Annotated in this window: 28 protein-coding genes and 1 pseudogene; 16 read left to right on the forward strand and 13 right to left on the reverse strand. The window is 71.7% G+C overall.

The annotated features are described in order from the left end of the window. Window positions 1–17 precede the first annotated feature (17 nt). Window positions 18–692 (forward strand): metallophosphoesterase family protein, encoded by a 675-nt coding sequence (locus ACLBX8_RS28905; RefSeq protein WP_447716209.1) that lies wholly within the window; start codon window positions 18–20, stop codon window positions 690–692. A 137-nt stretch (window positions 693–829) separates the two neighbouring features. Here ACLBX8_RS28905 and ACLBX8_RS28910 read toward each other — a convergent pair whose 3' ends face one another. From ACLBX8_RS28910 to hemA, 8 genes are all read right to left on the reverse strand, one after another. Continuing rightward, window positions 830–1,213 carry a DUF423 domain-containing protein gene (locus ACLBX8_RS28910; RefSeq protein ID WP_447716210.1) on the reverse strand — a complete coding sequence of 128 codons (384 nt, stop codon included), beginning with the start codon at window positions 1,211–1,213 and terminating at the stop codon, window positions 830–832. Further along, entirely contained in the window at window positions 1,210–1,863 is a 654-nt protein-coding gene (gene yihA, locus ACLBX8_RS28915; protein WP_056526930.1) for a ribosome biogenesis GTP-binding protein YihA/YsxC, read from the reverse strand. Before yihA ends, ACLBX8_RS28910 begins: the two co-directional genes overlap by 4 nt. A gap of 13 nt (window positions 1,864–1,876) precedes the next feature. Then, window positions 1,877–3,727, reverse strand: a complete 1,851-nt coding sequence (gene yidC / locus ACLBX8_RS28920) for a membrane protein insertase YidC (protein ID WP_020092499.1) — start codon at window positions 3,725–3,727, stop codon at window positions 1,877–1,879. Then, window positions 3,717–4,337, reverse strand: a complete 621-nt coding sequence (rnpA, locus tag ACLBX8_RS28925; protein WP_331297696.1) for a ribonuclease P protein component — start codon at window positions 4,335–4,337, stop codon at window positions 3,717–3,719. The genes yidC and rnpA overlap by 11 nt, the downstream gene beginning before the upstream one ends. A 79-nt stretch (window positions 4,338–4,416) precedes the next feature. Then, window positions 4,417–4,551 (reverse strand): 50S ribosomal protein L34, encoded by a 135-nt coding sequence (rpmH, locus tag ACLBX8_RS28930; RefSeq protein ID WP_007558110.1) that lies wholly within the window; start codon window positions 4,549–4,551, stop codon window positions 4,417–4,419. Window positions 4,552–4,719: 168 nt separating this feature from the next. Further along, window positions 4,720–5,265 (reverse strand): adenine phosphoribosyltransferase, encoded by a 546-nt coding sequence (locus ACLBX8_RS28935; RefSeq protein WP_012320444.1) that lies wholly within the window; start codon window positions 5,263–5,265, stop codon window positions 4,720–4,722. Between the two features lie 70 nt (window positions 5,266–5,335). Continuing rightward, window positions 5,336–6,133 (reverse strand): inositol monophosphatase family protein, encoded by a 798-nt coding sequence (locus ACLBX8_RS28940; protein WP_026604817.1) that lies wholly within the window; start codon window positions 6,131–6,133, stop codon window positions 5,336–5,338. 281 nt (window positions 6,134–6,414) lie between these two features. Further along, window positions 6,415–7,683 carry a 5-aminolevulinate synthase gene (gene hemA / locus ACLBX8_RS28945; RefSeq protein ID WP_026604818.1) on the reverse strand — a complete coding sequence of 423 codons (1,269 nt, stop codon included), beginning with the start codon at window positions 7,681–7,683 and terminating at the stop codon, window positions 6,415–6,417. Between the two features lie 347 nt (window positions 7,684–8,030). Between hemA and ACLBX8_RS28950 the strand changes: the two genes are divergently transcribed. Continuing rightward, entirely contained in the window at window positions 8,031–8,210 is a 180-nt protein-coding gene (locus ACLBX8_RS28950; RefSeq protein ID WP_081636463.1) for a hypothetical protein, read from the forward strand. Window positions 8,211–8,296: 86 nt separating this feature from the next. Beyond that, window positions 8,297–9,586 carry a UDP-N-acetylglucosamine 1-carboxyvinyltransferase gene (gene murA / locus ACLBX8_RS28955; RefSeq protein WP_020092503.1) on the forward strand — a complete coding sequence of 430 codons (1,290 nt, stop codon included), beginning with the start codon at window positions 8,297–8,299 and terminating at the stop codon, window positions 9,584–9,586. Between the two features lie 48 nt (window positions 9,587–9,634). On the opposite strand, the gene ACLBX8_RS28960 is transcribed toward murA, so the two are convergent. After that, on the reverse strand, window positions 9,635–10,030 hold the full coding sequence (locus ACLBX8_RS28960) for a hypothetical protein (RefSeq protein ID WP_447716211.1): 396 nt from the start codon (window positions 10,028–10,030) through the stop codon (window positions 9,635–9,637). A 188-nt stretch (window positions 10,031–10,218) separates the two neighbouring features. On the opposite strand from ACLBX8_RS28960, the gene ACLBX8_RS28965 reads away from it, so the two are divergent. The 4 genes from ACLBX8_RS28965 (at window position 10,219) to ACLBX8_RS28980 (ending at window position 12,992) form a co-directional block, all read left to right on the forward strand. Then, entirely contained in the window at window positions 10,219–10,665 is a 447-nt protein-coding gene (locus ACLBX8_RS28965; RefSeq protein ID WP_020092505.1) for a DUF2948 family protein, read from the forward strand. Window positions 10,666–10,686: 21 nt separating this feature from the next. Next, window positions 10,687–11,982 (forward strand): histidinol dehydrogenase, encoded by a 1,296-nt coding sequence (gene hisD / locus ACLBX8_RS28970; protein WP_447716212.1) that lies wholly within the window; start codon window positions 10,687–10,689, stop codon window positions 11,980–11,982. Between the two features lie 10 nt (window positions 11,983–11,992). Beyond that, on the forward strand, window positions 11,993–12,475 hold the full coding sequence (locus ACLBX8_RS28975; RefSeq protein WP_020092507.1) for a UPF0262 family protein: 483 nt from the start codon (window positions 11,993–11,995) through the stop codon (window positions 12,473–12,475). A 106-nt stretch (window positions 12,476–12,581) separates the two neighbouring features. Further along, entirely contained in the window at window positions 12,582–12,992 is a 411-nt protein-coding gene (locus tag ACLBX8_RS28980; RefSeq protein WP_234083060.1) for an arsenate-mycothiol transferase ArsC, read from the forward strand. Window positions 12,993–13,086: 94 nt separating this feature from the next. Here the strand turns inward: ACLBX8_RS28980 and ACLBX8_RS28985 are convergent, their stop codons facing one another. Continuing rightward, on the reverse strand, window positions 13,087–13,413 hold the full coding sequence (locus tag ACLBX8_RS28985) for a hypothetical protein (RefSeq protein ID WP_447699388.1): 327 nt from the start codon (window positions 13,411–13,413) through the stop codon (window positions 13,087–13,089). Between the two features lie 103 nt (window positions 13,414–13,516). Continuing rightward, complete coding sequence (locus ACLBX8_RS28990; protein ID WP_170855138.1) at window positions 13,517–14,191, reverse strand: transglutaminase-like cysteine peptidase; 675 nt, start codon at window positions 14,189–14,191, stop codon at window positions 13,517–13,519. A 250-nt stretch (window positions 14,192–14,441) separates the two neighbouring features. On the opposite strand from ACLBX8_RS28990, the gene ACLBX8_RS28995 reads away from it, so the two are divergent. The 5 genes from ACLBX8_RS28995 to ACLBX8_RS29015 all read left to right on the forward strand — a co-directional run bounded on the left by ACLBX8_RS28995 (window position 14,442) and on the right by ACLBX8_RS29015 (window position 20,221). Further along, complete coding sequence (locus tag ACLBX8_RS28995; protein ID WP_026604819.1) at window positions 14,442–15,011, forward strand: c-type cytochrome, methanol metabolism-related; 570 nt, start codon at window positions 14,442–14,444, stop codon at window positions 15,009–15,011. Window positions 15,012–15,170: 159 nt separating this feature from the next. Then, window positions 15,171–16,373: an FIST signal transduction protein gene (locus ACLBX8_RS29000; RefSeq protein WP_020092512.1), complete on the forward strand. Its 1,203-nt coding sequence runs from the start codon at window positions 15,171–15,173 to the stop codon at window positions 16,371–16,373. After that, window positions 16,370–17,716 (forward strand): ATP-binding response regulator, encoded by a 1,347-nt coding sequence (locus tag ACLBX8_RS29005; protein ID WP_447699389.1) that lies wholly within the window; start codon window positions 16,370–16,372, stop codon window positions 17,714–17,716. The genes ACLBX8_RS29000 and ACLBX8_RS29005 overlap by 4 nt, the downstream gene beginning before the upstream one ends. A gap of 211 nt (window positions 17,717–17,927) precedes the next feature. Further along, window positions 17,928–19,355, forward strand: a complete 1,428-nt coding sequence (locus tag ACLBX8_RS29010) for an MFS transporter (protein WP_447699390.1) — start codon at window positions 17,928–17,930, stop codon at window positions 19,353–19,355. Window positions 19,356–19,423: 68 nt separating this feature from the next. Then, on the forward strand, window positions 19,424–20,221 hold the full coding sequence (locus tag ACLBX8_RS29015) for an SDR family NAD(P)-dependent oxidoreductase (protein WP_447699391.1): 798 nt from the start codon (window positions 19,424–19,426) through the stop codon (window positions 20,219–20,221). Between the two features lie 342 nt (window positions 20,222–20,563). Here the strand turns inward: ACLBX8_RS29015 and ACLBX8_RS29020 are convergent, their stop codons facing one another. Beyond that, window positions 20,564–20,923 carry an SWIB/MDM2 domain-containing protein gene (locus ACLBX8_RS29020; protein WP_012320460.1) on the reverse strand — a complete coding sequence of 120 codons (360 nt, stop codon included), beginning with the start codon at window positions 20,921–20,923 and terminating at the stop codon, window positions 20,564–20,566. 243 nt (window positions 20,924–21,166) lie between these two features. Between ACLBX8_RS29020 and ACLBX8_RS29025 the strand changes: the two genes are divergently transcribed. From ACLBX8_RS29025 to ACLBX8_RS29035, 3 genes and pseudogenes are all read left to right on the forward strand, one after another. After that, on the forward strand, window positions 21,167–21,289 hold the full coding sequence (locus ACLBX8_RS29025; protein WP_020092516.1) for a hypothetical protein: 123 nt from the start codon (window positions 21,167–21,169) through the stop codon (window positions 21,287–21,289). A gap of 49 nt (window positions 21,290–21,338) precedes the next feature. Further along, the gene (locus ACLBX8_RS29030) at window positions 21,339–21,824 is read left to right on the forward strand and encodes a DUF2721 domain-containing protein (protein WP_042669689.1); all 486 of its coding nucleotides are present in this window, start codon (window positions 21,339–21,341) and stop codon (window positions 21,822–21,824) included. Window positions 21,825–21,942: 118 nt separating this feature from the next. Next, window positions 21,943–22,305: pseudogene (locus ACLBX8_RS29035) on the forward strand (PRC-barrel domain-containing protein); the annotation flags it as partial. Window positions 22,306–22,402: 97 nt separating this feature from the next. Here ACLBX8_RS29035 and ACLBX8_RS29040 read toward each other — a convergent pair. Beyond that, a complete protein-coding gene (locus ACLBX8_RS29040) occupies window positions 22,403–22,810 on the reverse strand; it encodes a hypothetical protein (protein ID WP_026604823.1) in 408 nt (135 codons plus the stop codon). 339 nt (window positions 22,811–23,149) lie between these two features. Between ACLBX8_RS29040 and ACLBX8_RS29045 the strand changes: the two genes are divergently transcribed. Next, window positions 23,150–23,842 (forward strand): PRC-barrel domain-containing protein (locus ACLBX8_RS29045; protein ID WP_447716213.1); only part of this gene is annotated, 693 nt, incomplete at its 3' end.

Raw genomic sequence — 23,842 nt, forward strand, 5'->3', positions numbered from 1 at the left:
GCGGTGGACGATGGCGCATGGATTCCGGCCCCCTCACCTACGCGATCGGCGACGTCCACGGCTGCGCGGCCCTCCTCGACGCGCTGCTGGAGCGGATCGCCGACCATGCGGGCGACCGACCCCACCGGCTGGTCTTCCTCGGGGACTACATCGACCGCGGTCCGGACAGCGCCGCGGTGCTCCGCACCGTGAGCCGCCTGAACTGGGCCGAGCCCGAGCGCGTCGTCTGCCTGATGGGCAATCACGAGCGGATGCTGCTCGACGCACTCCAGACGGAGAGCGCGGCCGCGCACTGGATGTACAACGGCGGCGAGGCGACGCTCGATTCGTTCGGCGCGCGGGATCCCGCCGGCCTGCCCCGGGACACCCTCGACTGGATCGAGGCGCTCCCGACGCTGCACGGTGATGGCGCCCACTGGTACGTGCATGCCGGCCTGCGGCCCGGCGCGGACGCCCTCGGCTCGGACGCGCACGATCGCCTCTGGATCCGCGAGCCGTTCCTCGAGGGCGACCACGATTTCGGACGGCACGTGGTCCACGGCCACACGCCGCAACGGAGCGGGCGGCCGGAGGTGCGCCGGTTCCGCACCAACCTCGACACCGCGGCCGTCTACGGCGGCGCGCTCACCGCCGGGATCTTCTCGGACGCGCAGGGGCCGGCCCTGGAGTTCCTGCAGGTGAGAGCATCATAGGGCGCGACGGCGCCGTCTTTGCGAGCGGAGCGAAGCAACCCAGGGCAGCGCCGCATCGCGCGGCCCGGCGCCGCGTGGACTGCTTTGCTTCGCTCCGCTCGCGAAGACGCTGGCCCGCGGGCCGCCGGCCGGACCTGTCAGACCCCGCGTCGCGCGGGCACCAGCGCGCAGAGGATCCCGGCGAGCCAGCCGCCCATCAGGACGAAGCCGCCGGTGGGCGCCGCCATCGGGAAGAGCGCGTGCTGAAGCCACGCGCGCACCGAGAGGTCGCCGCAGAACAGGATCAGGCCGGCGACCAGCAGCCCGGCCGCGACGCGCGCGAGACCGGCCCGGACGAGGCCCGCGGCCCCGAGACCGACCAGCGCCAGGATGGCGGGGGCGTGGAACAGCAGGAACTGCGCCGCCGTCTTCAGCGAGTCCGCCCCGGGGATGTGCGCCGCGGCGGCGCTCAGCGCGACGCCGAGCAGCCCGGCCAGGGCGGCGAGCGCCGCGAGCGCGCGGTCGACACCCGCGAGTCTCACGCGCCGCGCTCCGCCAGGAGCTTGGCGATGGCCGCGCGCAGATCCGGCACGCCGGAATCGTCCCGGCTCGAGGTGAGGATCACCTGCGGGTAGGCGGCCGGCCGCTTGGCGAGCCCCGCCTCGATCCCGGCGATGCGGCTCGCGACCTCGCCCTTCTTGAGGGAATCGCCCTTCGTCAGCACGACCTGATAGCTCACCGCGGCCTTGTCGAGGCCGTCGAGGACGTCGGTGTCGATCGACTTGAAGCCGTGCCGGGCGTCGATCAGCATGAACACCCGGGCGAGGTTGGCGCGGCCCTTGAGGTAGGCGTGAATCAGCCGGGTCCACGCCTCGACCTTGGCCTTCTCGACGGCGGCGTAGCCGTAGCCGGGCATGTCGACCAGCGACAGGCGCTCGCCGATCCGGAAGAAGTTGAGCTGCTGCGTCCGCCCCGGCGTGTGCGAGGTCCGCGCCAGGGTGTTGCGCCCGGTGAGCGCGTTGATCAGGCTCGACTTGCCGACATTCGAGCGCCCCGCGAAGGCGATCTCGACGCCCTCCATGGGCGGCAGCCGGTCGAGGATCTGGGCGGCCGCGTAGAAGTCGGCCGGGCCGGCGAAGAGAAGGCGGCCGGCCTCGAGGAGGTCGGCCGCGTCGTCGTTTGTCTCGCTCACGGCGTCTCGCCCGTCAGCTCTTGGTGGCGGCCGCCTTGGTGCCGCCGCGCTTGAACGTGGTGCGGAGGTTGTCCCACAGCTCCACCTTCACGCCGTTACGGCGCATGATGACGTATTGCTGGATCACCGACAGGGTGTTGTTCCAGGCCCAGTAGATCACGAGGCCGGCGGGGAACGAGCCCAGCATGAAGGTGAACACGATCGGCATGAAGGTGAAGATCTGCGCCTGGACCGGGTCCGGCGGCGCGGGATTCATCTTCATCTGCACGAACATCGTGATGCCCATGATGATCGGCCAGACGCCCAGGTGCACGAAGTCGGGTGCCGGGAACGGCAGCAGGCCGAACAGGTTCACGATGCTCGTCGGATCCGGCGCCGCGAGGTCGCGGATCCAGCCGAAGAACGGCGCGTGGCGCATCTCGATGGTGATGAACAGGACCTTGTAGAGCGCGAAGAAGACCGGAATCTGGATCAGCACCGGCCAGCAGCCGGCGACCGGATTGATCTTCTCCTTCTTGTACAGCTCCATCGTGGCCTGCTGCTGCTTCATGCGGTCGTCCTTGTACCGCTCGCGGATGGCGGCCATCTCCGGCTGCACTGCCTTCATCTTGGCCATGGAGACGTAGGACCGGTTCGCGATCGGCAGGAACAGCAGCTTCAGGCAGAAGGTCACCACCAGGATCGAGACGCCGAAATTGCCGAACAGGTGGTAGAAGAAGTCCAGCGCCCGGAACATCGGCTTGGTGATGAAGAAGAACCAGCCCCAATCGATCATCAGATCGAAGTGCTTGATGCCGAGGTCCTTCTCGTAGTTGTTGATGACGTTGACTTCCTTGGCGCCGGCGAACAGCCGCTGCGTCGCGGTCGCCGAGGCGCCCGCCGCGAGATTCACGGCGTCGCCGCGCACGCTGGCCTGGTAGACGTTGGTGGCACCGTCGGTCCGGTCGGTGAAGGCGCCGGTATAGGGCGCGTCCTGATCGGGGATCGCGGCCGCCGCCCAGTACTTGTCGGTGATGCCGACGAAGCCGCCGGTCACGCCGCTCCAGGCCTTGCCCTTGGTGTTGGCACCGCCGTAGGCGCCCTCCTTGGCGAGCTTGTCGTAGGTGAATTCCTGCAGGCCGTCGTTGCCGAGATAGCCGATCATGCCCTCGTGCAGGACGTAGTAGCCCTGGGTGTGCGGCTTACCCCAGCGGGAGACGAGGCTGTACGGGTAGAGCGTGATGGCGCCCGAGCCCTTGTTCTCGACCTCGTCGCGGATCGTGAACATGTACTTGTCGTCGACCGCGATGATCCGCTTGAAGACGAGGCCGGCGCCGTTGTCCCAGGTCAGGGTCACGGGCATGCCGGGCGAAAGCGTCTTGCCGTCGCTGGTCCAGAGGGTGTCGTTGGTCGGCAGCGGACCGGCATTGGCGCCGACCCAGCCGAACTCGGCGTAGTAGGGCGTCTCGGTCCCGGCCGGCGAGAACAGCACGATCTCGGGGCTCTTGGGGTCGATGGTCTCGTGGTAGTTCCTGAGCGAGACGTCGTCGACGCGGCCGCCCTTCAGGGCGATCGAGCCGGAGAGCGCCGGGGTCTCGATCCGGACGCGCGGCGAGCGGGCCAGCGCCGCCTCGCGGGAGACCGGGCCGCCCTGGGCGGTCGGCAGCGTGCCGGGCGCGGGGGCCGCCGGGCCACCCTCCTTCGGGGACGGCGACGGCACGCCGTCGGGGGTCACGCCCGGGGGCTGCTGCTGCGCGGCCTTGTTCTGCGCCTCGATCTGGCGCTGCTGCTCCATGCGCGGGCCGGCCACGAAGTACTGCCACCCGAGCAGCACCAGCAGCGACAGGCCGATGGCCACGAACATGTTCGTCTTGTCATTGCCCATCAGGGACACCGCCGCACGCGTTCGGAGTGGCAACAGGAACGTCGCCGGCCCCGGGGGACCGGCGCGCGCCTGTGATTCGGGGATCTCTGTCGCACCCCTGCGACGGGCCGATGTCGGCACCGCCGGGTGGGGCCGCCTGCGCGGAGGCGCGGCCGGCTTCGTGCGGGAGAGAGGACGACTGAGAAGTGGCCGTGTCAGGAGCCGGCTTGGCGCGCCGACCGCCGGATCGGCCGGGCGACCTGTCCCCGCGGGGCGCGGCCGCGCGGGTCACCGCGGGAATCGCGCGGCGCAGATCCTCGGCGAGGGCCTCGAAGGAGGCTTCGAGGGCGGGGCGGCGGGCGATCAGCACGATGTCGGCTGGAAGGCCCGCGAGCTCGCTCGGCAGATCGGACGCGACCAACCCCACGGCAGCGCGGAGTCGGCGGCGGATGCGGTTGCGCTCCGTCGCGTGGCCGACACGCTTCGTGATGGTGAAACCGAGACGGAGGCCGGGGCAGACGTCGGGGTTCCGAAGACGCCCCTGCGCGGTCATACGCTCGGTGTGGAAGCGACGCCCCTCGGCTGCCGCCAGGAAGTCGGGTCGTTTCTTGAGCCGCTCGATCGTCGCCATCGATGGTTCGATCCCGGCCGATACCACTTGCCTCGTGGCGCGGATGCGTCGGAGCGTCCGCGCCGGCGAGGATCAGGCCTCAGGCCGACAGGCGCTTGCGGCCATGGGCGCGACGGCGCGCGATGACCTTGCGGCCGCCGGCGGTGGCCATGCGCGCACGGAAACCGTGACGGCGCTTACGGACGAGCTTGCTCGGCTGGTAGGTTCTCTTCATGGCTCAGAGCCTTCAAAGGTCGAGGCGCGCTCGCGGGCAGCTATTGCTGCACCCGACCTTCACGCGTCCTGGTTGTCTGCAAACACGAAGGGCGCCCATGCGGGGCGCCACGTCGCGAGTGGCGGGCTTATGGCGGATGGGCCCCGCGAAGTCAACGTTTCGCGGGGCTCAATGACCCTCGAACTGCATGAGGGTGCGCACCTCGACGCCCAGGTCGCGCAGGCGCTGCGCGCCGCCGATCTCGGGCAGGTCGATGACGAAGCAGGCGGCCACGATCTCGGCGCCGATCTTCTGGAGCAGGTTCACGGCCGCGATCGCGGTGCCGCCGGTGGCGATCAGGTCGTCGACCAGCAGCACCTTGTCGCCCGGCCGGACGGCGTCGACGTGGATCTCGATCTCGTCGGTCCCGTACTCGAGGGCGTAGGCCATCGAGACAGTCTTGTGAGGCAGCTTGCCCTTCTTGCGGATCGGCACGAAGCCGCAGGAGAGCTGGTGGGCGATGGCCCCGCCCAGGATGAAGCCCCGGGCCTCGATGCCGGCCACTTGGTGGATCTGGCCGCCGGCGTAGGGATGCACCAGGGCGTCCACCGCCCGCCGGAAGGCGCGCGGGTCGCTCAGAAGCGTGGTGATGTCGCGGAAGATGATCCCCGGCTTCGGGTAATCGGGAATCGAGCGGACCGATTCCTTCAGCGCGACGTGGCGGCGGGCTTCCATGCGTTCGGCCTTCCGTGGGGAACCGCGGGCTTAAAGCAGAAGCCCGACGGCCTGACCAGTCGATGGCGGCTCAGGCCGCCTGGACCTTCTTGAGGATGGCGACGAGGTCCCGGTGAAGCCCCTCGTTGCCGCAGGCCACCGATCGGGGCGCCAGCGGCTCGGCCGCGCCGTCCGCCGAGGTCACGAAGCCGCCCGCCTCGCGCACCAGGATCACGCCGGCGGCGAAGTCGTAGGTCTGGAGGTCGCGCTCCCAGTAGGCGTCGAGGCGGCCGCAGGCCACGTAGGCCATGTCGAGGGCCGCCGAGCCCATCCGGCGGGTCCCGCCGGCCACCGCCATCACGGCGCCGAGCTCGCGCAAGAGGCGCGGGTGGCTGCCGCGACCGAGATAGGGCGTGCCGTAGCCCACCAGCGCGTCCGCCATGTCCTGGCGGCCGGAGACGCGCAGGCGCCGGTTGTTGAGATAGGCGCCCTTGCCGCGCTCGGCGACGAACAGCTCGTCCTTGATCGGGTCGAAGATCACGCCGGCCACGATCTGGCCCTCGCGCTCGAGACCGACCGAGACCGCGAAATGCGGCACGCCGTGCAGGAAGTTCGACGTGCCGTCGAGGGGATCGATGTGCCAGGTGTGGCTCTTGTCGGTCCCCTCGATGATCCCGTTCTCCTCGAGGACGAGGCTGTAGCCCGGACGCGCCTTCATCAGGGCGTCGCGCAGCACCTCCTCGGCCTTGCGGTCGGCCGCGGAGACGAAGTCGCCCGGACCTTTGCGCGAGACCTGCAGGTTCTCGACCTCGCCGTAGTCGCGGCGCAGGCCGCGCGCGGCCTTGCGCACGGCATCGACCATGACGGTCATGAGGGGTGAGGAGATCATAGGCGGACTTTTCGCGGATGAGGATTGGCGCCGTCGTTACAGGTCGGCGCCGGAAAAGACGAGATGGGGACGGGACATGGAAGCGCTGCGGGCCGCTGCCTCAGCGCGAAGCCGGCGCGGTCAGGCCGGCCTCAGCATACCGGCGCGCCCGTCTTTGCGAGCGGAGCGAAGCAATCCAGGGCAGCAGGCCGGCGGCGGATGTGGCATCCCTGGGTTGCTTCGCTCCGCTCGCAAAGACGGGCGCCCGCAACACGGCCCGGCGCGGGACGGCGGCGCGGATCCTACTCCGCGGCCTCGACGAAGACAGTGCCGGCGCGGGGCAGGTCCAGGGCCTGCCAGGTCTCGCCCAGCGCCGCGGCGAGGCGCTCGATATGCGCCGCGTCGTGGAACGGCGACGGCGTGATCCGCAGCCGCTCGGTCCCGCGCGGCACCGTCGGGTAGTTGATCGGCTGAATGTAGATCGCGTGGTGCTCCAGCAGATGGTCCGCCGCCGCCTTGCACAGCTCGGCATCGCCGACCATCACCGGCACGATGTGCGTCTCGGTCTCCAGGACCGGAAGCCCCGCCGCGCTCAGCGCCGCCTTCGTGGCCGCCGCCTGACGCTGGTGCGCCTCGCGCTCCGCGCTCGAGCGCTTCAGGTAGCGCACCGACGCCCGCGCCGCCGCCGCCACCGCCGGCGGCAGCGCCGTCGTGAAGATGAAGCCCGGCGCGAAGCTGCGCACCGCGTCGCAGATCGCCGCCGAGGCGGTGATGTAGCCGCCCACGCAGCCGAAGCCCTTGGCCAGCGTCCCCTCGATCACGTCGACCCGGTGCATGACGCCGTCGCGCTCGGCGATCCCGCCGCCGCGCGGGCCGTACAGGCCGACGGCGTGGACCTCGTCGAGGTAGGTCATCGCGCCGTAGCGCTCGGCCAGGTCGCAGATCGCGCCGATCGGCGCCACGTCGCCGTCCATCGAGTAGACCGACTCGAACACGATCAGCTTGGGCCGGTCGCCGGCCTGCCGCAGCAATTCCTCGAGGTGGGCGAGGTCGTTGTGGCGGAAGATCGTCTTGGCGCAGCCGGAATGGCGCACGCCCTCGATCATCGAGTTGTGGTTGAAGGCGTCCGACAGGATCAGGCAGTCGGGGATCAGCTTGGCGATGGTCGAGATGCCGGCCTGGTTCGAGACGTAGCCGGAGGTGAAGACGAGACCGGCCTCCTTGCCGTGCAGGTCGGCGAGCTCGCGCTCCAGGTCGACCAGCGGCGAGGTGTTACCGGCGATGTTGCGGGTGCCTCCGGCGCCGACGCCGCAGCGGGCGGCGGTCTCGGTCATGGCGGCGACCACCTCCTTGTGCTGGCCCATGCCGAGGTAGTCGTTGGAGCACCACACGGTGATCTCGGTGGTCTTGCCGTCCGGCTGGCGCCACTTGGCGGTCGGGAAACGCCCCGAGATCCGCTCGATGTCGGCGAACACTCGGTACCGCCGCTCCCCGTGCAGCTGATCCAGGGCCCCGCGGAAGTAGCGCTCGTAGCCGGATCCGGCGCGCGTCGATCCCGCTTGGGCGAGCATCGTGCTGGGCATCCGGGTGACGGTCATCGAGCGTCCTTCGCGTGTTCGGCCGCGCGGGCGACACCGCGTGAGCGGCGTCTCAGGCCCGCGATCGAGGTCCGGCCTCGGTCCAGTCCTTCGCGTGAGGGCCGCAAGATACGCGCGGATCTGGAACTGGTTCAAGGTAAGGTTCCGACATCGCAGCGTTGCATCCGTTGAGAGGCCCGCGTGAACCCGCTAGCGTCCGGCACGTTCTTCCGACCCGAACTTGGCTCCCGCCCCCTGCAACAGCTCATGTCTCCGACCGCAGATGGCTCGTCCGGCGTGGACCGCGCGGCCCCGACCTTGCGGCGACCAAGGGTCGCGCCGTGACGGACTCCAGGGACGAGCGGGCGGAGCGCCTCAAGGCCGCGCTGCGCCAGAACCTGCGCCGCCGCAAGGCGCAGGGCCGCGGGCGGGCCGAAGGAAGACCGTCTCCCGGCGCGGATCAGTCCTGCGCGCGGGAATCGGACGGAAACGGTCCTGATTCCGACAAATCCGGTCTATAGGGCACGGCCAAGCCTGGGCGCTGCCGCGCCCGCGATCAGCACGGCCGGCCGCGCGCCCTCGCGGGTGCGCCGCCCGAGGACACACGATGGACCGCATCCACATCACCGGCGGCGCGCCGCTCAACGGCGTGATCCCGATCTCGGGCGCCAAGAACGCGGCGCTGCCGCTGATGATCGCGAGCCTGCTCACCGGCGAGACGCTGGAGCTGATCAACGTGCCGCGGCTCGCCGACATCGCCGCGCTGACGCGGATCCTCGGCAACCACGGCGTGGACCACATGGTCGTGGGCAAGCGCCCCGGTCAGACCACCGAGACGGGCCAGACGATCCGGCTCACCGCCTCGAACGTCATCGACACCACGGCGCCCTACGAGCTGGTCTCGACCATGCGGGCGAGCTTCTGGGTGATCGCGCCGCTGCTCGCCCGGTTCGGCGAGGCGAAGGTCTCGCTGCCCGGCGGCTGCGCCATCGGCACCCGGCCGGTGGACCTGCTGATCATGGCGCTGGAGAAGCTCGGGGCCGAGATCGAGATCGACGCCGGTTACGTCGTCGCCAGGACCAAGAACGGCCTGCGCGGCGCCGAGTTCGCCTTCCCGAAGGTGACCGTGGGCGGCACGCACGTGGCGCTGATGGCCGCCGCCCTGGCCTACGGGACCACGGTGATCGAGAACGCCGCCCGCGAGCCGGAGGTGGTCGACCTCGCGGAGTGCCTGAACAAGATGGGCGCCAAGATCCGCGGCGCCGGCACGCCGCGCATCGAGATCGAGGGCGTGGCCCGCCTGAACGGCGCCCGCCACGAGGTCCTGCCCGACCGGATCGAGACCGGCACCTACGCCATGGCGGTGGCGATGGCCGGCGGCGACGTCGTGCTCAAGGATACCCGGGCCGACCTGCTCCACTCGGCCCTCGACGTCCTGACGACCACGGGCGCGGAGATCACGCAGGTCGAGGGCGGGATCCGCGTGCGCCGCAACGGCGCCGGCATCGCGGCGGTCGACGTCACCACCGACCCGTTCCCGGGCTTCCCCACGGATCTCCAGGCGCAGTTCATGGCGCTGATGACGCTGGCGAAGGGCCAGTCGCACATCCGCGAGACCATCTTCGAGAACCGGTTCATGCACGTGCAGGAGCTGGCCCGCCTCGGCGCGAAGATCCGCCTGGAGGGCGACCTCGCCATCGTCGAGGGCGTGGACCGGCTGAAGGGCGCCCCCGTGATGGCGACCGACCTGCGCGCCTCGGTCTCCCTGGTGATCGCGGGCCTCGCCGCCGAGGGCGAGACGCAGATCAACCGGGTCTACCATCTCGACCGCGGGTTCGAGGCGCTGGAGGCCAAGCTCGGCCGGTGCGGCGCGCAGATCGAGCGCGTCCGGGCCTGAGCGGCAGCGCTCGGTCCGAGCCGGCCGGCGCGCGGCAGCGCCCGAGGCTCAGTCCTCGATCTGCCCGCGCCTGTAGCCGAAGCCGGGGATCTCGCAGCCGCAGGGCGCGTCGGGAGGCCCCGGGCGCACCCTGCACGTGCCGCGGGCCGTCACGCAGACGCTGTCGTCCCACCGGCGCTCGAAATCGCCGCGCCAGCGCGGGCCGCGCCTGTCGTACGCATCGTCGACTGGCGGCGGGGGCGGACGCCAGCCATACCCGTCATCCGCGGGCGGAGGCGGCGCACGCCCGCCGGGCGGCGGCGGTGCGTAGAGATCCCGATCCGGCGCCGGACGACCGTAGATATAGGGCCGCGCGTCCGGACCGACCTGCGCGACGGCGGGTCCGGCCGCCTGCAGCCCGACGGTCAGCACCGCCACAACCGCGCGCTCGGTGAGTGCCGCCATATGAGACCCTGCCCCGGCTCGACCGCCGGCGCGTCTAAACGGCGACGCTGGCCCGAGCCTGTGCCCGGCCGGGATCGCGATCCCCAGACCAGCCGTTGCCCGAACGGGGCCGCGCCGCTACCTACGCCGTGCCGCGGACCGGCCCTCGCCGCCCGACCCGCGCCCCGTATTCCCCGAGGACCCTCTGCATGGAGCTGCTCAGGCTCGCCGCCCTCGACACCGAGGACCTGACCGTGATCTCGGCCCATCTGCAGGACGCGATCCTGCGACCGCAGGACCTGACCTTCCTCGCCGGCGAGCACCGCTTCCTCATGGCGGTGCGCCGCTTCGACTGGACGCCGAGCGCCCCGCCGCGCCGGCGCCTCGCCGGCCTGCACATCGAGCGCGTGCTGGGCGTGAAGAGCCGCGGCCTGAAGCCGGACGACGCGACGCCGATGAGCCTGCTCGCCCTCACCTTCGAGCCGACGGACGCGCCCTCCGGGCACATCGACCTCGTCTTCTCCGGCGGCGCGGCCCTGCGGCTGGAGGTCGAGTGCATCGAGGTCCGGATGAAGGATCTCGGCCCGGTCTGGGAATCGGCGAACCGTCCCGGGCACGACATCGACACCGATACGGCCGCCGGCTCGGCGGCCTGACGCGAGACAGAAGGCTTCCCGATGGTCCGGCTCGACAGCAGCGATCCGAATTTTGCCGCCGCCTTCGCGCGCCTCCTCACGGTGAAGCGCGAGATCGCCGAGGACGTGGATGAGGCGGTGCGCGGCATCATCGCCGACGTCGTCGCCCGCGGGGACGAGGCGCTGGTCGATTTCACCCGGCGGTTCGACCGGCTCGGCGCCGATTTCTCCGCCGCGCAGCTGCGGGTCACGGACGCGGAGATCGAAGCGGCCGTCGCGGCCTGCCCGCCGGACTCGCTGGAGGCCCTGCGCCTCGCCGCCGAGCGGATCGAGAGCTTCCACCGGGCGCAGCGGCCCGCGGATCACCGGGCCACCGACGCCCTCGGCGTCACGGCCGGCTGGCGCTGGACCGCGCTGGAATCGGTCGGCCTCTACGTCCCGGGCGGCACCGCGAGCTATCCCTCCTCGGTGCTGATGAACGCGCTGCCGGCGCGCGTCGCCGGGGTGCCGCGCCTCGTGATGGTGGTGCCCACCCCGGACGGCCAGATGAACCCGCTGGTCCTGGCCGCCGCGCGGCTCTCCGGCGTCCACGAGGTCTACCGGGTGGGCGGCGCCCAGGCGGTCGCGGCCCTCGCCTACGGGACCGCCACGATCGCCCCCGTGGCCAAGGTCGTCGGGCCCGGCAACGCCTGGGTGGCGGCGGCCAAGCGCCGGGTCTTCGGCCAGGTCGGGATCGACATGATCGCCGGCCCCTCCGAGGTGCTGATCCTGGCGGACGGGCACGCCAACCCCGACTGGATCGCCGCCGACCTCCTGGCCCAGGCCGAGCACGACGTGGCCGCCCAGGCGATCCTGATCACCGACAGCGTCGAACTCGCCGGCGCCGTCGAGGCGGCGGTCGAGCGCGCCCTCACCACCCTGCCCCGTCAGGAGATCGCCCGGGCGAGCTGGCGCGATTACGGCGCCGTCATCCGGGTCCGCACCTTCGACGAGGCCGTGCCCCTGGTCGACCGCCTCGCCCCCGAACACCTGGAGATCGAGACGCAGGACGCGGAGGCGCTCGCCGCCAAGGTCCGCAATGCCGGCGCGATCTTCCTGGGCTCGCACACGCCGGAGGCGATCGGCGACTATGTCGGCGGCCCCAACCACGTGCTGCCGACCGCGCGCTCCGCCCGATTCTCGTCCGGGCTGGGCGTGCTCGACTTCATGAAGCGGACGACGATCCTCGCCTGCACGCCGGAGAGCTTGCGGGCGCTCGGCCCGGCGGCGATAAACCTCGGCCGGTCCGAGGGCCTGGAGGGGCATGCCCGCTCCGTCGCGATCCGGTTGAACCTGTGAGGTTTTGGGGATGGCGGAGAAGCAGCGCGGGCCGAACCGCCTCGCGAAGGTGAGCCTGGACGAGGGGTCTATCGCCCGCGGCAATCCGGATCAGGAGCACGAGCGGGCGATCGCCCTGTTCGACATCCTGGAGGACAATTCCTTCACCATCCCCGGGCGGGAGGGCCCCTACGCACTCACGCTCGGACTCGTCGAGAACAAGCTGTCCTTCGCCATCACCACGGTGGACGGTGAGCCGGTGATGACGCACCTCCTGTCGCTCACGCCGTTCCGGCGGGTGATCCGCGACTACGAGATGATCTGCGAGAGCTACTACAACGCGATCCGCACCGCCTCGCCGTCGCAGATCGAGGCGATCGACATGGGTCGGCGGGGCCTGCACAACGAGGCGTCCGAGACGCTCAAGCAGCGGCTCGAGGGGAAGGTCGACCTCGACCACGACACGGCGCGCCGTCTGTTCACCCTGATCTTCGCGCTGCACTGGAAGGGTTAGGCGCCCTCCGCGCCGACCGGCGATGGCTGAGCCCGCTCCCGAGCCTCCTCCCGAGCCTTTTCCCGACGCGCCCCCGAAGAAGCGGCGGGTGCAGTCCGTCCTGTTCATGTGCAACTACAACGCCGTGCGCTCCGTAGCGGCGGAAGCGATCGCGCGCGCCTATTTCGGCAAGTCCACCTACGTGCAGTCGGCCGGGGTGCGCTCCGGCGAGCCCACCGACCCGTTCATGGTCGCGGCCCTCGACGAGGTCGGAATCGACGCGAGCCGGCACCGCCCGCGCACCGTGGAGGAGCTGGAGGACTGGGAGGGCCTGAACTTCGACCTGATCATCACCCTCGCGCCGGAGGCGCACCACCGGGCACTGGACCTGACGCACACCCTCGCGGCCGATGTCGAGTACTGGCCGACCCCCGACCCGACGCTGCTGCAGGACGCCTCGCGCGAGCAGCGCCTCGACGCCTACCGCGACGTCCGCGACGGGCTGACCCGGCGGATCAAGGCGCGCCTGAAGGCATAGGCGGACAGGCCGCCGCGACGCTGCGTTGCTGGAAGACCTCACGCGCTTGGCGGGAACGTCTCTTCCCGATGGCCGCTGCCGGGAATCCCCGACGTCAGCCGCGGTTGCCGACCAGCCAAGCGCGCATCCGGCCGGCGAGGAGCGGCCGGGCGCGCCCGATGTCCTCGTCGTCGAGCAGCGGCGAGGCCGCGAGGGTCGCGAGATAGGCGTCCTCGGCGGTCCGGCAGGCCCGGAAGGCGGCGTCGGCGGCGAGATCCCGGTCCGTCAGCGCGGCCTGGATCCGGAAGTTGCGGCTGACGCAGTCGCGCCACGCGGCGTGGCGGGCTTCGGTCTCGCTCGCGGCCCGGGCGGTGCCGCAGGCGGCGGCGACGAAGACGACAGCCAGAAGCGGGACCGGCGTCACGTGGCGGGCTCGCGGCATCGTTAAGGCACTCCGTCACACGACAGAGTGGCGCCGCAGGGTTAGCGATCCGTTAAGGAACGGCGCGTGCGGCCGAGGTTCCACTGCTCGCCGCGTGGCTTGTTCACCGGTTTGCGGTGGTGACCGGGGAGGTGACGCCGCCGAGGGAGACCCAGGCGACGGCGTCCTGGCTCTCGCGCTTGATGAACACGTAGCCGGTCTTGTGCCAGGGCAGGATCGCGCTGGTCTTGTTGTCGAGCACCAGATCGCCCCGGTCGGTGATCAGGGTCAGCACGGCGTGGCCCTCGCCCTTCTCGTCGATCACCACGGTCATGCGCATCGCCCGCCGCGGCAGGCCGGCCTCGGCCAGCATGTGGCGCTTGAGCAGCTGGAAGTCCTCGCAGTCGCCGATGCCGTCCTCGGCCAGGTCCCAGCGGTCGGCCACGTGCAGGTGGTCCTGGTCGGTCATCGGCTCGATCGCCTTGTTGACTCGCCGGTTCACCGACACGATCGTCGCCCAGGTCGCCGGCGTCAGGCTGATCCGGGCCGGCTCGCCCCGGTCCAGCGCGCACTCCGCCGCGTAGGTCTGGCAGAACGTCACCCACGCCGCGATCGGCTTGGCATCGCCCTGCACCCGGGCGCCGGCCTCGGTGGGCAGGCTCGCCAGCGTCTGCGCCTGGGCCGGGGCGGCGAGCCCCGCGACGGCGAGGGCAGCCAGGGCCGCCCGGCGGCTCCGGGAGAGCCGACGCGAGGCGGGTCCCTTGACCAGGCCCTGCATCATGGAAACCGCGAACCGCATCGCCGGGACCCAACCGTTAAGCTCTCGTTAACGAAAGCTCTCACGCCGGCGGGCCGGCGGCAATCCGCCGATTAACAAAAGGTTAATGCTGTGCGCAACGCGGATAAGCGCACTCTCGGCCGGTCATCGTGACGCTCACCGGCCGTGCGCGAAAACGTGAAGGCGCCTCAAGGTGTTCTCGGACGACATCCGCCGTTATCCCGGCACCGCGCCACTAAGAAGAAGCCTGTGGGCGGCAGGAGGAAGACGTATGCGGTGCGTTGCAGACAGAGTGGCCGGCCTCGTCCTGGCCGGGCTCGCAGCGGGAACCCTGGGGATGCTGCCGGCCTCCGCCGCGGCTCCGACCACCGCCCCGCCCGCGACCGACCTGAAGAGCGAGGGGCCGACGCAGCCGGCCAAGGTCCAGGACGGTCAGTACACCGACAAGAACGGTAACCCGACCTACCACGTCACGGACGGCGGCAAGATGGTCGACTGGTACACCATGTCCGGCTACGTCCGGTACAGCGCGAACTGCATGGCCTGCCACGGCCCCGACGGGCTGGGATCGACCTACGCGCCGTCGCTGGTCGACGCCCTCAAGGGCATGGACTACGCGCAGTTTGCCGGCATCGTCGTGGGCGGCAAGAGGGACGTGAACGCCTCGCAGGAGTTGGTGATGCCCGCCTTCGGCGAGAACAAGAACGTCACCTGCTACCTGCCGGACATTTACACCTATCTCCGCGCCCGCTCCGACGGGGCGCTCGGCCGCAACCGGCCGTCCGAGCACGAACCCAAGCCCGCGGCCTTCGAGAAGGCCGAGGATGCCTGCATGAAGTGAGGCCGCCCTGGTCCGGCTTCCCGCGCGAACCGGACCGGGTCGACACGCCCCGTTGCACCGCTCGATTGCGCACGACATACTCCGCCCAAGACGCTGAAGAGCGGGCGCCAAGCCTGCCGAGGGGGTCGCAGGGGGTGGAACGTGGCTCAAGGATCGGGAGTGCGCCGCCATCTGTGCGGCATCTGGACGGCCTGGACGGACGCGGCCGGGGCCGCCGACGCGGCCGCGGAGGTGGCGCTCGCGGTCGGTGACACCGCCCTGTCGCAGGTCGTCGCGTTCTTCTCCGCCGATTACGATGCCGAGATCCTGGCCCGTGCCCTGGAGACCCGGTTCCCCGGCGTGCCGGTGGCCGGCTGCTCGATGTCGGGCGGCATCGCCCCGGCCGGCGGCCTCGACCGCGGGCTCGTCGTCATCGCGTTCCCGGCCGAGCGGTTCCGGATCGTCTCGACCGTCCTCGACGCCATCGACCACCTCGACGTAGAGCGGACCGCCTCGGCGGTCCGGGCGCTGCGCCGGACCCTGGACCCGCTGGACCGGTGCCGCGATGTCGACGCGGCCGGCACGGGCCACCGCTTCGCCCTGTCGCTGATCGACGGGCTCGCCAACGCCGAGGAGACCGTGGTCTCGGCGATCGCCTGGGCGCTCGACGGCATCCCGATCGTCGGCGGCTCGGCCGGCGACGACCTGCGCTTCCGGGACGCCGTCATGCTCCACGGCGGGAAGATCCACCGCAAGGCGGCGGTCTTGGTGCTCGTCGAGACCGACTTCTCGGTGGAGATCTTCAAGAGCGACAATTTCGAGCCGACGCGGACCAAATTCGTGGTCACCGCCTCGGATGGCGAGCGCCGCACCGTGCACGAGCTCAACGCCGAGCCGGCGGCCCGGGAATACGCGATGGCGATCGGCCTCGACCCCGAGGGCCTGTCGCCGATGAGCTTCGCCGCCTACCCGCTCGCCGTGAAGGTCGGCGGCGAGTATTTCTGCCGCTCGATCCGGCGGATGAACGAGGACGGCTCGCTCAGCTTCTTCTGCGCGGTGGACGAGGGCGTGGTGCTGACCCTCGCCGAGCCGCGCGACATCGTCGCCTCGACCCGGGCGGAGTTGGCGCGCCTCGACGCCGTGCTCGGCGGCGTCGACCTGATCATCGGCTTCGAGTGCGTGCTCCGCCGCCTCGACGCCGAGAGCCGGCAGGTCCGGCACGGGATCGCCGACCTCTACCGCCGCTACAACGTCGTCGGCTTCGAGACCTTCGGCGAGCAGTACCGGGCGATGCACCTGAACCAGACCTTCACGGGCATCGCCATCGGCAAGACCCTCGCCGCGGGCGCGCCGGCCGCGGCCCCCGCCCCGGCCGCGTCGTGACCCTGCACCCGAACGGCCTCGAGACCGACGCGTCCCTGCACCGGCGGATCGAGAAGCTCGAGCGGATCAACGCCGCGCTGATGTCCCATGTCGAGCGCTCCATGGACCAGCGGGGCAGCGCCTACTCGCTGTTCCAGACGGCGATCATGCTCGAGGGCCGGGTCCGCACCCGCACCGAGGAGCTGACCGGGCTGATGCACCGGCTGGAGCGCTCCAACGAGGCGCTGGCCGCGGCCAAGGAGGAGGCCGAGACCGCCAACCGCTCGAAGACGCGGTTCCTGGCCGCGGCGAGCCACGACCTGCTGCAGCCGGTCAACGCCGCCCGCCTCTCGATCTCGGCGCTCGCCGACCTCGACGTGCCGCCGGAGGCGCGCACCATCGCCGGGCAGGTGGAGCGGGGCCTGCAGACCATCGAGGACCTGATCAAGACGCTGCTCGACATCTCGAAGCTCGATGCCGGGATCGTCCGGCCGCAGGTCCAGCCCGTCTTCCTGCCCGACCTGCTGGCGGGGATCGCGGAGAGCTTCGAACCCTTCGCGCAGCGCAAGGGCCTGCGCCTGTCGGTCCACTGCCCGGACCTGACCGTCACCAGCGACGTGGTGCTCCTTCAGCGGATCCTCCAGAACCTCGTCTCCAACGCCGTCCGCTACACCCGCACCGGCGGGATCGTCCTGGCGGCCCGGCGCCGGTCCGGCGGCGTCCGGATCGAAGTGACCGACACGGGCTGCGGCATCGCCGCCGAGGAATGCGAGCTCGTCTTCGACGAGTTCTTCCGGGGCGGCGACCGGCCGAGCAGCGGCGAGGAGCCGGGCCTCGGCCTCGGCCTGTCGATCGTCCGCCGCATGGCCCTCGCCCTCGATCATCCCCTGCGGCTGCGCTCCCGGGTCGGCCACGGCACCCGGGTGTCGCTGACGCTGCCCCTGAGCGCGGTCCCGGCCGCCGCCGCGCCGCCCGCCCCGGTGGCGACCCGGCTCTCGGGGGCCCACGTCCTCGTCGTGGAGAACGACGCCTCCACGGCCGACGCCCTCGCGCGCCTCCTCCAGAACTGGGATGCAAGGGTCTCGACCTTCCGCGACCTCGCGGGCGTGAAGGCCGCCGTCGCGGCGGGCGCCGGGGCGCCGGACATCCTGGTGCTCGACTACCATCTCGACGACGGCGCCTGCGGCCTCGACGTGGCCGCCTATCTCCGGGCGCTGCGGACCGACCCGCTTCCGGTCATCGTCACCACAGCCGACCATACCGGCGCGGTCGAGGAGCGCGTCACCGCCGCCGGCGCGGAGCTCGTGCACAAGCCGATCAAGCCGGCCCAGCTCCGCTCCCTGCTGACCTACATGCTGGCCTGAGCCCGATCGGGCGCCGCGACGCGCCGGATCCGAGCCGCGGGCGTCCGCGGCGAACACTCCCGTCCGCGCCGTGACATAGGACACACGGCACCCCTCGACGGGCCTCCCCGCCTGCGCGACAGGGAGCAGCATCCGCGGCGCGTCCCGTGCCCGGATGTCCCCCCGCCATCGACGTCACGGACCCGCCGGGACGCCGCAGGAGCGCGCACCCATGGCGCAGGTCCCGCACGGCCCGACAGGCAGCCCGCCGGGTCATCCTCAGGGCACCGCGCAGGGGTCCGTCCAGGACGGCCTGCCGCCGCGCGAGCGCGTCCTCGCCATGGCGGCGATCGGGCTCGCCATGACCATGGCGGTCCTCGACGGGGCCATCGTCAACGTGGCGCTGCCCGTCATGGCCAAGGACCTCGCGGTCCGGCCGGCCGACGCGATCTTCGTGGTCAACGCCTACCAGGTCGCCGTCACGGCGAGCCTCCTGCCGTTCGCGGCCCTCGGCGACATCTTCGGCTTCCGGAAAGTCTACCTGCCGGGGCTCGCGCTGTTCGTCGCCGCGTCGCTCGCCTGCGCGGTCGCGCCGAACCTGCCGATGCTGATCGCGGCGCGCATCGTCCAGGGCCTCGGTGGCGCGGCGATCATGAGCGTGAATATCGGCTTCGTGCGCTTCATCTACCCGCACCGGATGATCGGCCAGGGGGTCGCCAACGTCGCGCTGGTGGTGGCGGTGGCCTCGGCCGCCGGCCCGACCGTGGCGGCGGCGATCCTGTCGGTGGCGACCTGGCCCTGGCTGTTCCTCGTGAACATCCCCGTGGGCCTGCTGGCCCTGGCGGTGGCGTCCCGGACCCTGCCGGTCACACCGGCGAGCGGCCGCCCCTTCGACCTCGCGAGCGCGGTGCTCAACGCGCTGACCTTCGGCCTGCTGATCATCGGGATCGACGGTCTCGGCGATCCGGAGGCGCGCGGGGTCGCCATCGTCGAGCTCGCCGCCGCCCTGGTCATCGCCGCGGTGTTCGTGCGGCGCCAGATCCGGCTGCCCGCCCCGCTCCTGCCGGTCGACCTGCTGCGGATCCCCGCCTTCGCCCTGTCGATGGCGACGTCCGTCGCCTCGTTCTGCGCCCAGATGGTCTCCTACGTGGCGCTGCCCTTCTACTTCCAGGACGTGCTGCACCTCTCCAGCACCCAGACCGGCTTCCTGCTCACCCCCTGGCCGATCGCGGTCGCCGCGATGGCGCCGATCTCCGGCCGCCTCGCGGACCGCTACCCGCCCGGCATCCTCGGCGGCGTCGGGCTGGCCATGATGGCCGCCGGGCTCGTCAGCGTGACGCTCCTGCCCGCGGCCCCCGCCACCCTCGACATCGTCTGGAGGCTCACCCTGTGCGGCCTCGGCTTCGGCCTGTTCCAGTCGCCCAACAACAAGGTCATCGTCACCTCGGCGCCGCGCGAGCGGGCCGGCGGGGCGAGCGGGATGCAGTCGACGGCGCGGCTCACCGGGCAGTCGCTCGGCGCGGCCCTGGTGGCGGTGATCTTCGGCCTGACGCACGGGCTCGGGGCCGAGCGGGCCGTCACCATCTCGCTCTCCTGCGCGGTGGCGCTCTCGGTGATCGGCGGCTGCGCCAGCGTCCTGCGGCGGAGTCGGAGCGGCTAGACCGACCCCGTATGCCACCGCGGGCGCGGGACCGCGTTGACGCGACGAGTCACGTGCAGGAGCGTCCCATGGATCTCGATCTCTCCGGCCGGAAGGCCCTGGTCACCGGCTCGACCGGCGGCATCGGCTACGCCATCGCCAAGGAACTCCTCGATCTCGGCGCCGAGGTCGGCATCAACGGCCGCACGCCCGAGCGCGTCGAGGCCGCGCTGGCGAAGCTGCGGGGCGAGGTGCGGGCCGGCCGCGCCTTCGCGGCTCCGGGGGATGTCGCGACCGCGGACGGCGTGTCCGCGCTCGTCCAGGGGCTGCCGGTCGTGGATATCCTGGTCAACAACACCGGGATCTTCGAGCCGAAGCCGTTCTTCGAGATCCCGGATGCCGACTGGCAGCGCTTCTTCGACGTCAACGTGATGAGCGGCGTGCGCCTGTCCCGGGCCTACACGCCCGGCATGGCGGAGCGCGGCTGGGGCCGGGTGATCTTCATCTCCAGCGAGTCCGGGATCAACACGCCGACCGAGATGGTCCATTACGGAATGACCAAGACCGCGCAGCTCGCGATCTCCCGCGGGCTCGCCCAGACGGTCGCCGGCAGCGGCGTGACGGTCAACAGCGTCCTGCCCGGCCCGACCCTGTCGGAGGGCGTCGCGGAGTTCATGACGCAGATGGCCGGCGGCGCGGCCGACGCCGACCTCGAGGCCATGGGCCGCCTGTTCGTCGCGGAGCACCGGCCCTCCTCGCTGATCCGGCGCCTCGCGCGGGTGGAGGAGGTGGCGAACCTCGTCGCCTATCTCTGCAGCCCGGCCGCGAGCGCCACCACCGGCGCAGCTCTGCGGGTCGACGGCGGTGTCCTGCAGGGCGTCGCCTAGGATCAGGCAGGGCCCGACCCCGGGATTAGGACCGGTCCGGGCATCACCCGCCGGTCTCGGAAGCGGTGGCCCGGTCGACCAACCCGCGGGCGCGAGACCGCGATGCCCGGCGAGAGCGCGCGAGGAAACCCGGGATCCAGACCCGTGGGATCCGGACCTGTGGACGCGCCCCGCTCCGCGGATCGCCCGAGCCCGCCGGGTTGACCGGCGGCTCTGGATACCGGGCTTTCGCCCGCGGCGCGCCGCGCCATGTCGGCCGGTCGTCCGGCCCGACTGGAGCGTCGCGGAGGCACCTAGAGCCGTCGGCCCAGACGAGACGCCGGACTTGGCTCTAGGTCGTGATCAGGCCTTCAGGTGGGCGGCGAGATGCTTGTTCATCTCGAACATGGAGCACTTGTCCTTGCCGAAGACCTTCTTGAGCTTGTCGTCGGCAACGATCTCGCGCTTGTTCTGCGGGTTCTGAAGATTGTTCTTCTTGATGTAGTCCCAAACCTTGCTGACCACCTCGCCGCGGGGCAGCGGGCTGGTGCCGACGATGGCGCCGAGCTCGGCCGACGGCTTCAGCGGCTGCTGCAGAGCGTTGGGCTTGGTGCCGGCCGACTTGGCGGCAGCCGGCTTCGCAGCCTTCGCCGGGGCGGCCTTCTCCGCAGTCTTGGTGGTCTTGGCCGCCTTCGGCGCAGCCTTCTCGGTCTTTGTGGCCATAAACTTCCTCCGGTTCTCGGGCCGCAGGCCGGGGCATGATCGCCCCACGGCCGAGCCAGCATAGCAGCAACTAAGCGGTGCCGCCGCCGTTCCAAGGGGAAATTGCCTTTGCAGCCCCCTCATCCACAAGGCACGCACGAGAATCCCCTGTGGGATCGCCCGATCGACGCCGTGGTGAAGATTATTCGGTCCGATGCCGGGCGCGAAACCTGCTCTTAACAATCCTGCGCGCGAAGTACAGACATGTTCGCCCCGGCCCTCACGCTCGCGCTCCTGCTCGCCACCGGACTGGTCACCGGTCTCGGGTTAGTGATCCGCGCGGAGACGACGGCCTCCGGCACCGCGCCGGGGCGCGGACTGATCTGAGCGACCCGGGATTGCCGCGCGGGTCCGCCGGGTGCATCAGCCCGACCGCATGACCGACCCGATCACCCTCGCGAGCCTGGAAGGGACTGCCCACGTCGTCCAGGTGGCGCTCAGCCCCGTCTTCCTGCTGTCGGGCATCGCGACGCTCCTCAACGTCTTCGGGGCCCGCCTCGCGCGCGTGGCGGACCAGGCCGACCACGTCTCCGGATTGCTGGCGGGGGCCGGCGACGCCGAGCGCGTCCGCCTCGGTCAGCGCCTGGACCGCCTTCACCGGCGCTCCCTCGCGCTCGACGCCGCAGTGTTCCTGGCCGCGCTCGGCGGCGTGGCGACCTGCGGCTCGGTGCTGACGCTGTTCGTGGGCGCGCTGCGCGACAGCACGGTCGCGACCCTGCTGTTCGGCCTGTTCGGCGCGGCGATCCTGTGCACGCTGTGCGCCCTCGTGGCCTTCGGCTTCGAGATGCTGCTGGCGAACCGCTCGGTCCGCGACCGGATCAACCAGCGGCGGGCGAGCGCCGGCATGCCGCCCGACCGCTGAGCGCTCGGTGCGGGTCCGGACCCCGCGCCCCGCCGGCGGAACCGGTCCCGACCGGCGCGCTTAGTGAGCCGAGGGACCGCCGCGCGGGCACGACCCCGCGCGCGAACCGGGAGAGATCATGCCGACGGACCTGCCCAACGAGCGCACCCTGAGAAAGCCCGGCACGCTGGAGCTCGACCCCGCCGCCGGCGAAGGCGTCGCCATCGACGAGACGCCGCGTCTGATCGCGTCCAACAGGGTCGAGGGCACCGCCGTCTACGACCGCAGCGGCCGCCACCTCGGCGCTATCCACAATTTCATGGTGGACAAGATCTCCGGACAGGTCGCCTACGCGGTTCTGGCCTTCGGAGGCTTCCTCGGGCTCGGCGAGACCCACCACCCGCTGCCCTGGAAGGCGCTGAGCTACAGCACTGAACTCGGCGGCTACGTGGTCGATTTCGAGCCCGGCGTGCTCGCGGAGGCGCCGAGCCAGGCGGCCGGTTAGGCCTGGCTCGTCGACCCGGGCTGTCAGGCGCGGATCATCCCGCGTCGCGGCGCGCGGACGCCCCGCTGCGGAGCGGGCCCCGGGACGTGCCGGCTCAGAACTTCCCGCCGAGGCCGACGCTGCCACCCGGCGACAGCATCGGGCCCATCGAGCCGCTGCCGCCGCTGCCGCCGACGGCCGCGTTGCCGCCGTCGAGATCCTCGCGCCGGATGCGGCGCTCGCCGCTGTCGGCCGTCCGCGTGGCGCCGCCGGCGGTCTTGGGAATCGCGAGCTGCCTCGTCGGCGCCGTCTGGAGAGGCTGACCGTCGGCATCGACCGCGGCGTTGCGCGGCTCGCGGTTCGGCAACGAACCGCGCAGCGACGGCGGCAGCCCGACCTCCGTCGCCGGCATCACGCCTCCGCCTCCGCCGAGCGCCTGACAGCCGGCCACGAGACCGGACAGGGCAGCACCGAGCGCGAGGCCGCGCGCTGCCGCGCATCGCGACGTGGTGAGGGTCGACATCGTGTAGTCCTCGACAGTGGCCACGGTGCCATCCGCGGCTCGCGTGGGTTTATGCGCGGTTGTCTACGCTGGGGATGCGGCGAAAACCAGACAGCGCCGCGGGACGCCGGGGGATGACGCCGCCCCCTCGGACCGTGCGGGCGCCCCGCGCGGCCCGAGCCTTGCTGCGAGGCCGCCGCGGTCCATAACTTCGCCCAGGTCCTGCGGCACGACGCCATCCGCGGGCGGGATCCTGCCGGCGGCGGACCCGGAACCGGCCGAATGCGGTCGTGGACGCGCCGGCACGCCGGCGCGGCCCGGCCTTTCCTCAGAGGACGAAGCGTGTTCAGAACCAACCGGATGATCGCGGCCGTGACGCTCGCCCTCTGGGCGTCGGGGGCCGCGGCGCAGGCCCAGGTGAGCGGCAGCGAGGGTCCTGCCGGTCAGGCCGCGCCGCAGAGTCCGGCCGCGCCGCCATCCGCACCGCCGGCCCAGACGCCTGCCCAGACTCCGGGCCAGACGCCGGCCCCGGTACCGGCCCCGACGCCACCGCCCGCGGCGACCCCGGCCGCCCCGCCCGCCAGCCCGCCGGCTGCCGCGGGCGCGCCGCCCTCCGCGGCCCAGGCTCAGCAGCAGGGGACACCCGCCACCGTCCTCGACACGCAGGATTACGAGAGCCTGCTCGGCCGCAGCGTGCGCAGCGCCGGCGGCGACGAGCTCGGGCGCGTCATCGACATCATCATCGACAAGGAGGGTCATCCCCGCGCCGCCATCATCGATTTCGGCGGCTTTCTCGGTGTGGGAACCCGCAAGATCGCCGTGGACTGGCGCGCCCTGCGCTTCACGCCGGACGGCGGGAAGGAGCGCAAGCTGTCGGTCGCGCTGACCCGCAATCAGGTCCGCGTCTCCCCGGAATACAAGGCCGGCGAGCCGATCGTGGTCCTGGGCCCCGCCAGCCCGGCCGCGCCCGCGGCCGAGGGCGAGCAGGCGGCCGCGCCGACGGCGGGCTCCGCGACGCCGCCGCAGTCGGCCCCGGCCCCGGCCGCGCCGGCG

Source organism: Methylobacterium sp. D48H (assembly GCF_053345715.1).

Excerpts from the sequence above, each read along its gene's own strand:
- hemA (WP_026604818.1), bottom strand. The coding sequence starts at position 7,683 with ATGCTCGCCCAAGCGGGATCGACGCGCGCCGGATCCGGCTACGAGCGC.
- ACLBX8_RS29020 (WP_012320460.1), bottom strand. The coding sequence starts at position 20,923 with ATGGCCACAAAGACCGAGAAGGCTGCGCCGAAGGCGGCCAAGACCACC.
- ACLBX8_RS29025 (WP_020092516.1), top strand. The coding sequence starts at position 21,167 with ATGTTCGCCCCGGCCCTCACGCTCGCGCTCCTGCTCGCCACCGGACTG.
- ACLBX8_RS29015 (WP_447699391.1), top strand. The coding sequence starts at position 19,424 with ATGGATCTCGATCTCTCCGGCCGGAAGGCCCTGGTCACCGGCTCGACC.
- murA (WP_020092503.1), top strand. The coding sequence starts at position 8,297 with ATGGACCGCATCCACATCACCGGCGGCGCGCCGCTCAACGGCGTGATC.
- ACLBX8_RS28990 (WP_170855138.1), bottom strand. The coding sequence starts at position 14,191 with ATGCGGTTCGCGGTTTCCATGATGCAGGGCCTGGTCAAGGGACCCGCC.
- ACLBX8_RS28980 (WP_234083060.1), top strand. The coding sequence starts at position 12,582 with ATGTGCAACTACAACGCCGTGCGCTCCGTAGCGGCGGAAGCGATCGCG.
- ACLBX8_RS28995 (WP_026604819.1), top strand. The coding sequence starts at position 14,442 with ATGCGGTGCGTTGCAGACAGAGTGGCCGGCCTCGTCCTGGCCGGGCTC.
- hisD (WP_447716212.1), top strand. The coding sequence starts at position 10,687 with ATGGTCCGGCTCGACAGCAGCGATCCGAATTTTGCCGCCGCCTTCGCG.
- ACLBX8_RS28935 (WP_012320444.1), bottom strand. The coding sequence starts at position 5,265 with ATGGAAGCCCGCCGCCACGTCGCGCTGAAGGAATCGGTCCGCTCGATT.
- ACLBX8_RS28940 (WP_026604817.1), bottom strand. The coding sequence starts at position 6,133 with ATGATCTCCTCACCCCTCATGACCGTCATGGTCGATGCCGTGCGCAAG.
- ACLBX8_RS28905 (WP_447716209.1), top strand. The coding sequence starts at position 18 with ATGGATTCCGGCCCCCTCACCTACGCGATCGGCGACGTCCACGGCTGC.
- rnpA (WP_331297696.1), bottom strand. The coding sequence starts at position 4,337 with ATGGCGACGATCGAGCGGCTCAAGAAACGACCCGACTTCCTGGCGGCA.
- ACLBX8_RS29030 (WP_042669689.1), top strand. The coding sequence starts at position 21,339 with ATGACCGACCCGATCACCCTCGCGAGCCTGGAAGGGACTGCCCACGTC.
- yidC (WP_020092499.1), bottom strand. The coding sequence starts at position 3,727 with ATGGGCAATGACAAGACGAACATGTTCGTGGCCATCGGCCTGTCGCTG.
- ACLBX8_RS28975 (WP_020092507.1), top strand. The coding sequence starts at position 11,993 with ATGGCGGAGAAGCAGCGCGGGCCGAACCGCCTCGCGAAGGTGAGCCTG.
- ACLBX8_RS29010 (WP_447699390.1), top strand. The coding sequence starts at position 17,928 with ATGGCGCAGGTCCCGCACGGCCCGACAGGCAGCCCGCCGGGTCATCCT.
- ACLBX8_RS28965 (WP_020092505.1), top strand. The coding sequence starts at position 10,219 with ATGGAGCTGCTCAGGCTCGCCGCCCTCGACACCGAGGACCTGACCGTG.
- ACLBX8_RS28960 (WP_447716211.1), bottom strand. The coding sequence starts at position 10,030 with ATGGCGGCACTCACCGAGCGCGCGGTTGTGGCGGTGCTGACCGTCGGG.
- ACLBX8_RS28985 (WP_447699388.1), bottom strand. The coding sequence starts at position 13,413 with ATGCCGCGAGCCCGCCACGTGACGCCGGTCCCGCTTCTGGCTGTCGTC.
- rpmH (WP_007558110.1), bottom strand. The coding sequence starts at position 4,551 with ATGAAGAGAACCTACCAGCCGAGCAAGCTCGTCCGTAAGCGCCGTCAC.
- ACLBX8_RS29040 (WP_026604823.1), bottom strand. The coding sequence starts at position 22,810 with ATGTCGACCCTCACCACGTCGCGATGCGCGGCAGCGCGCGGCCTCGCG.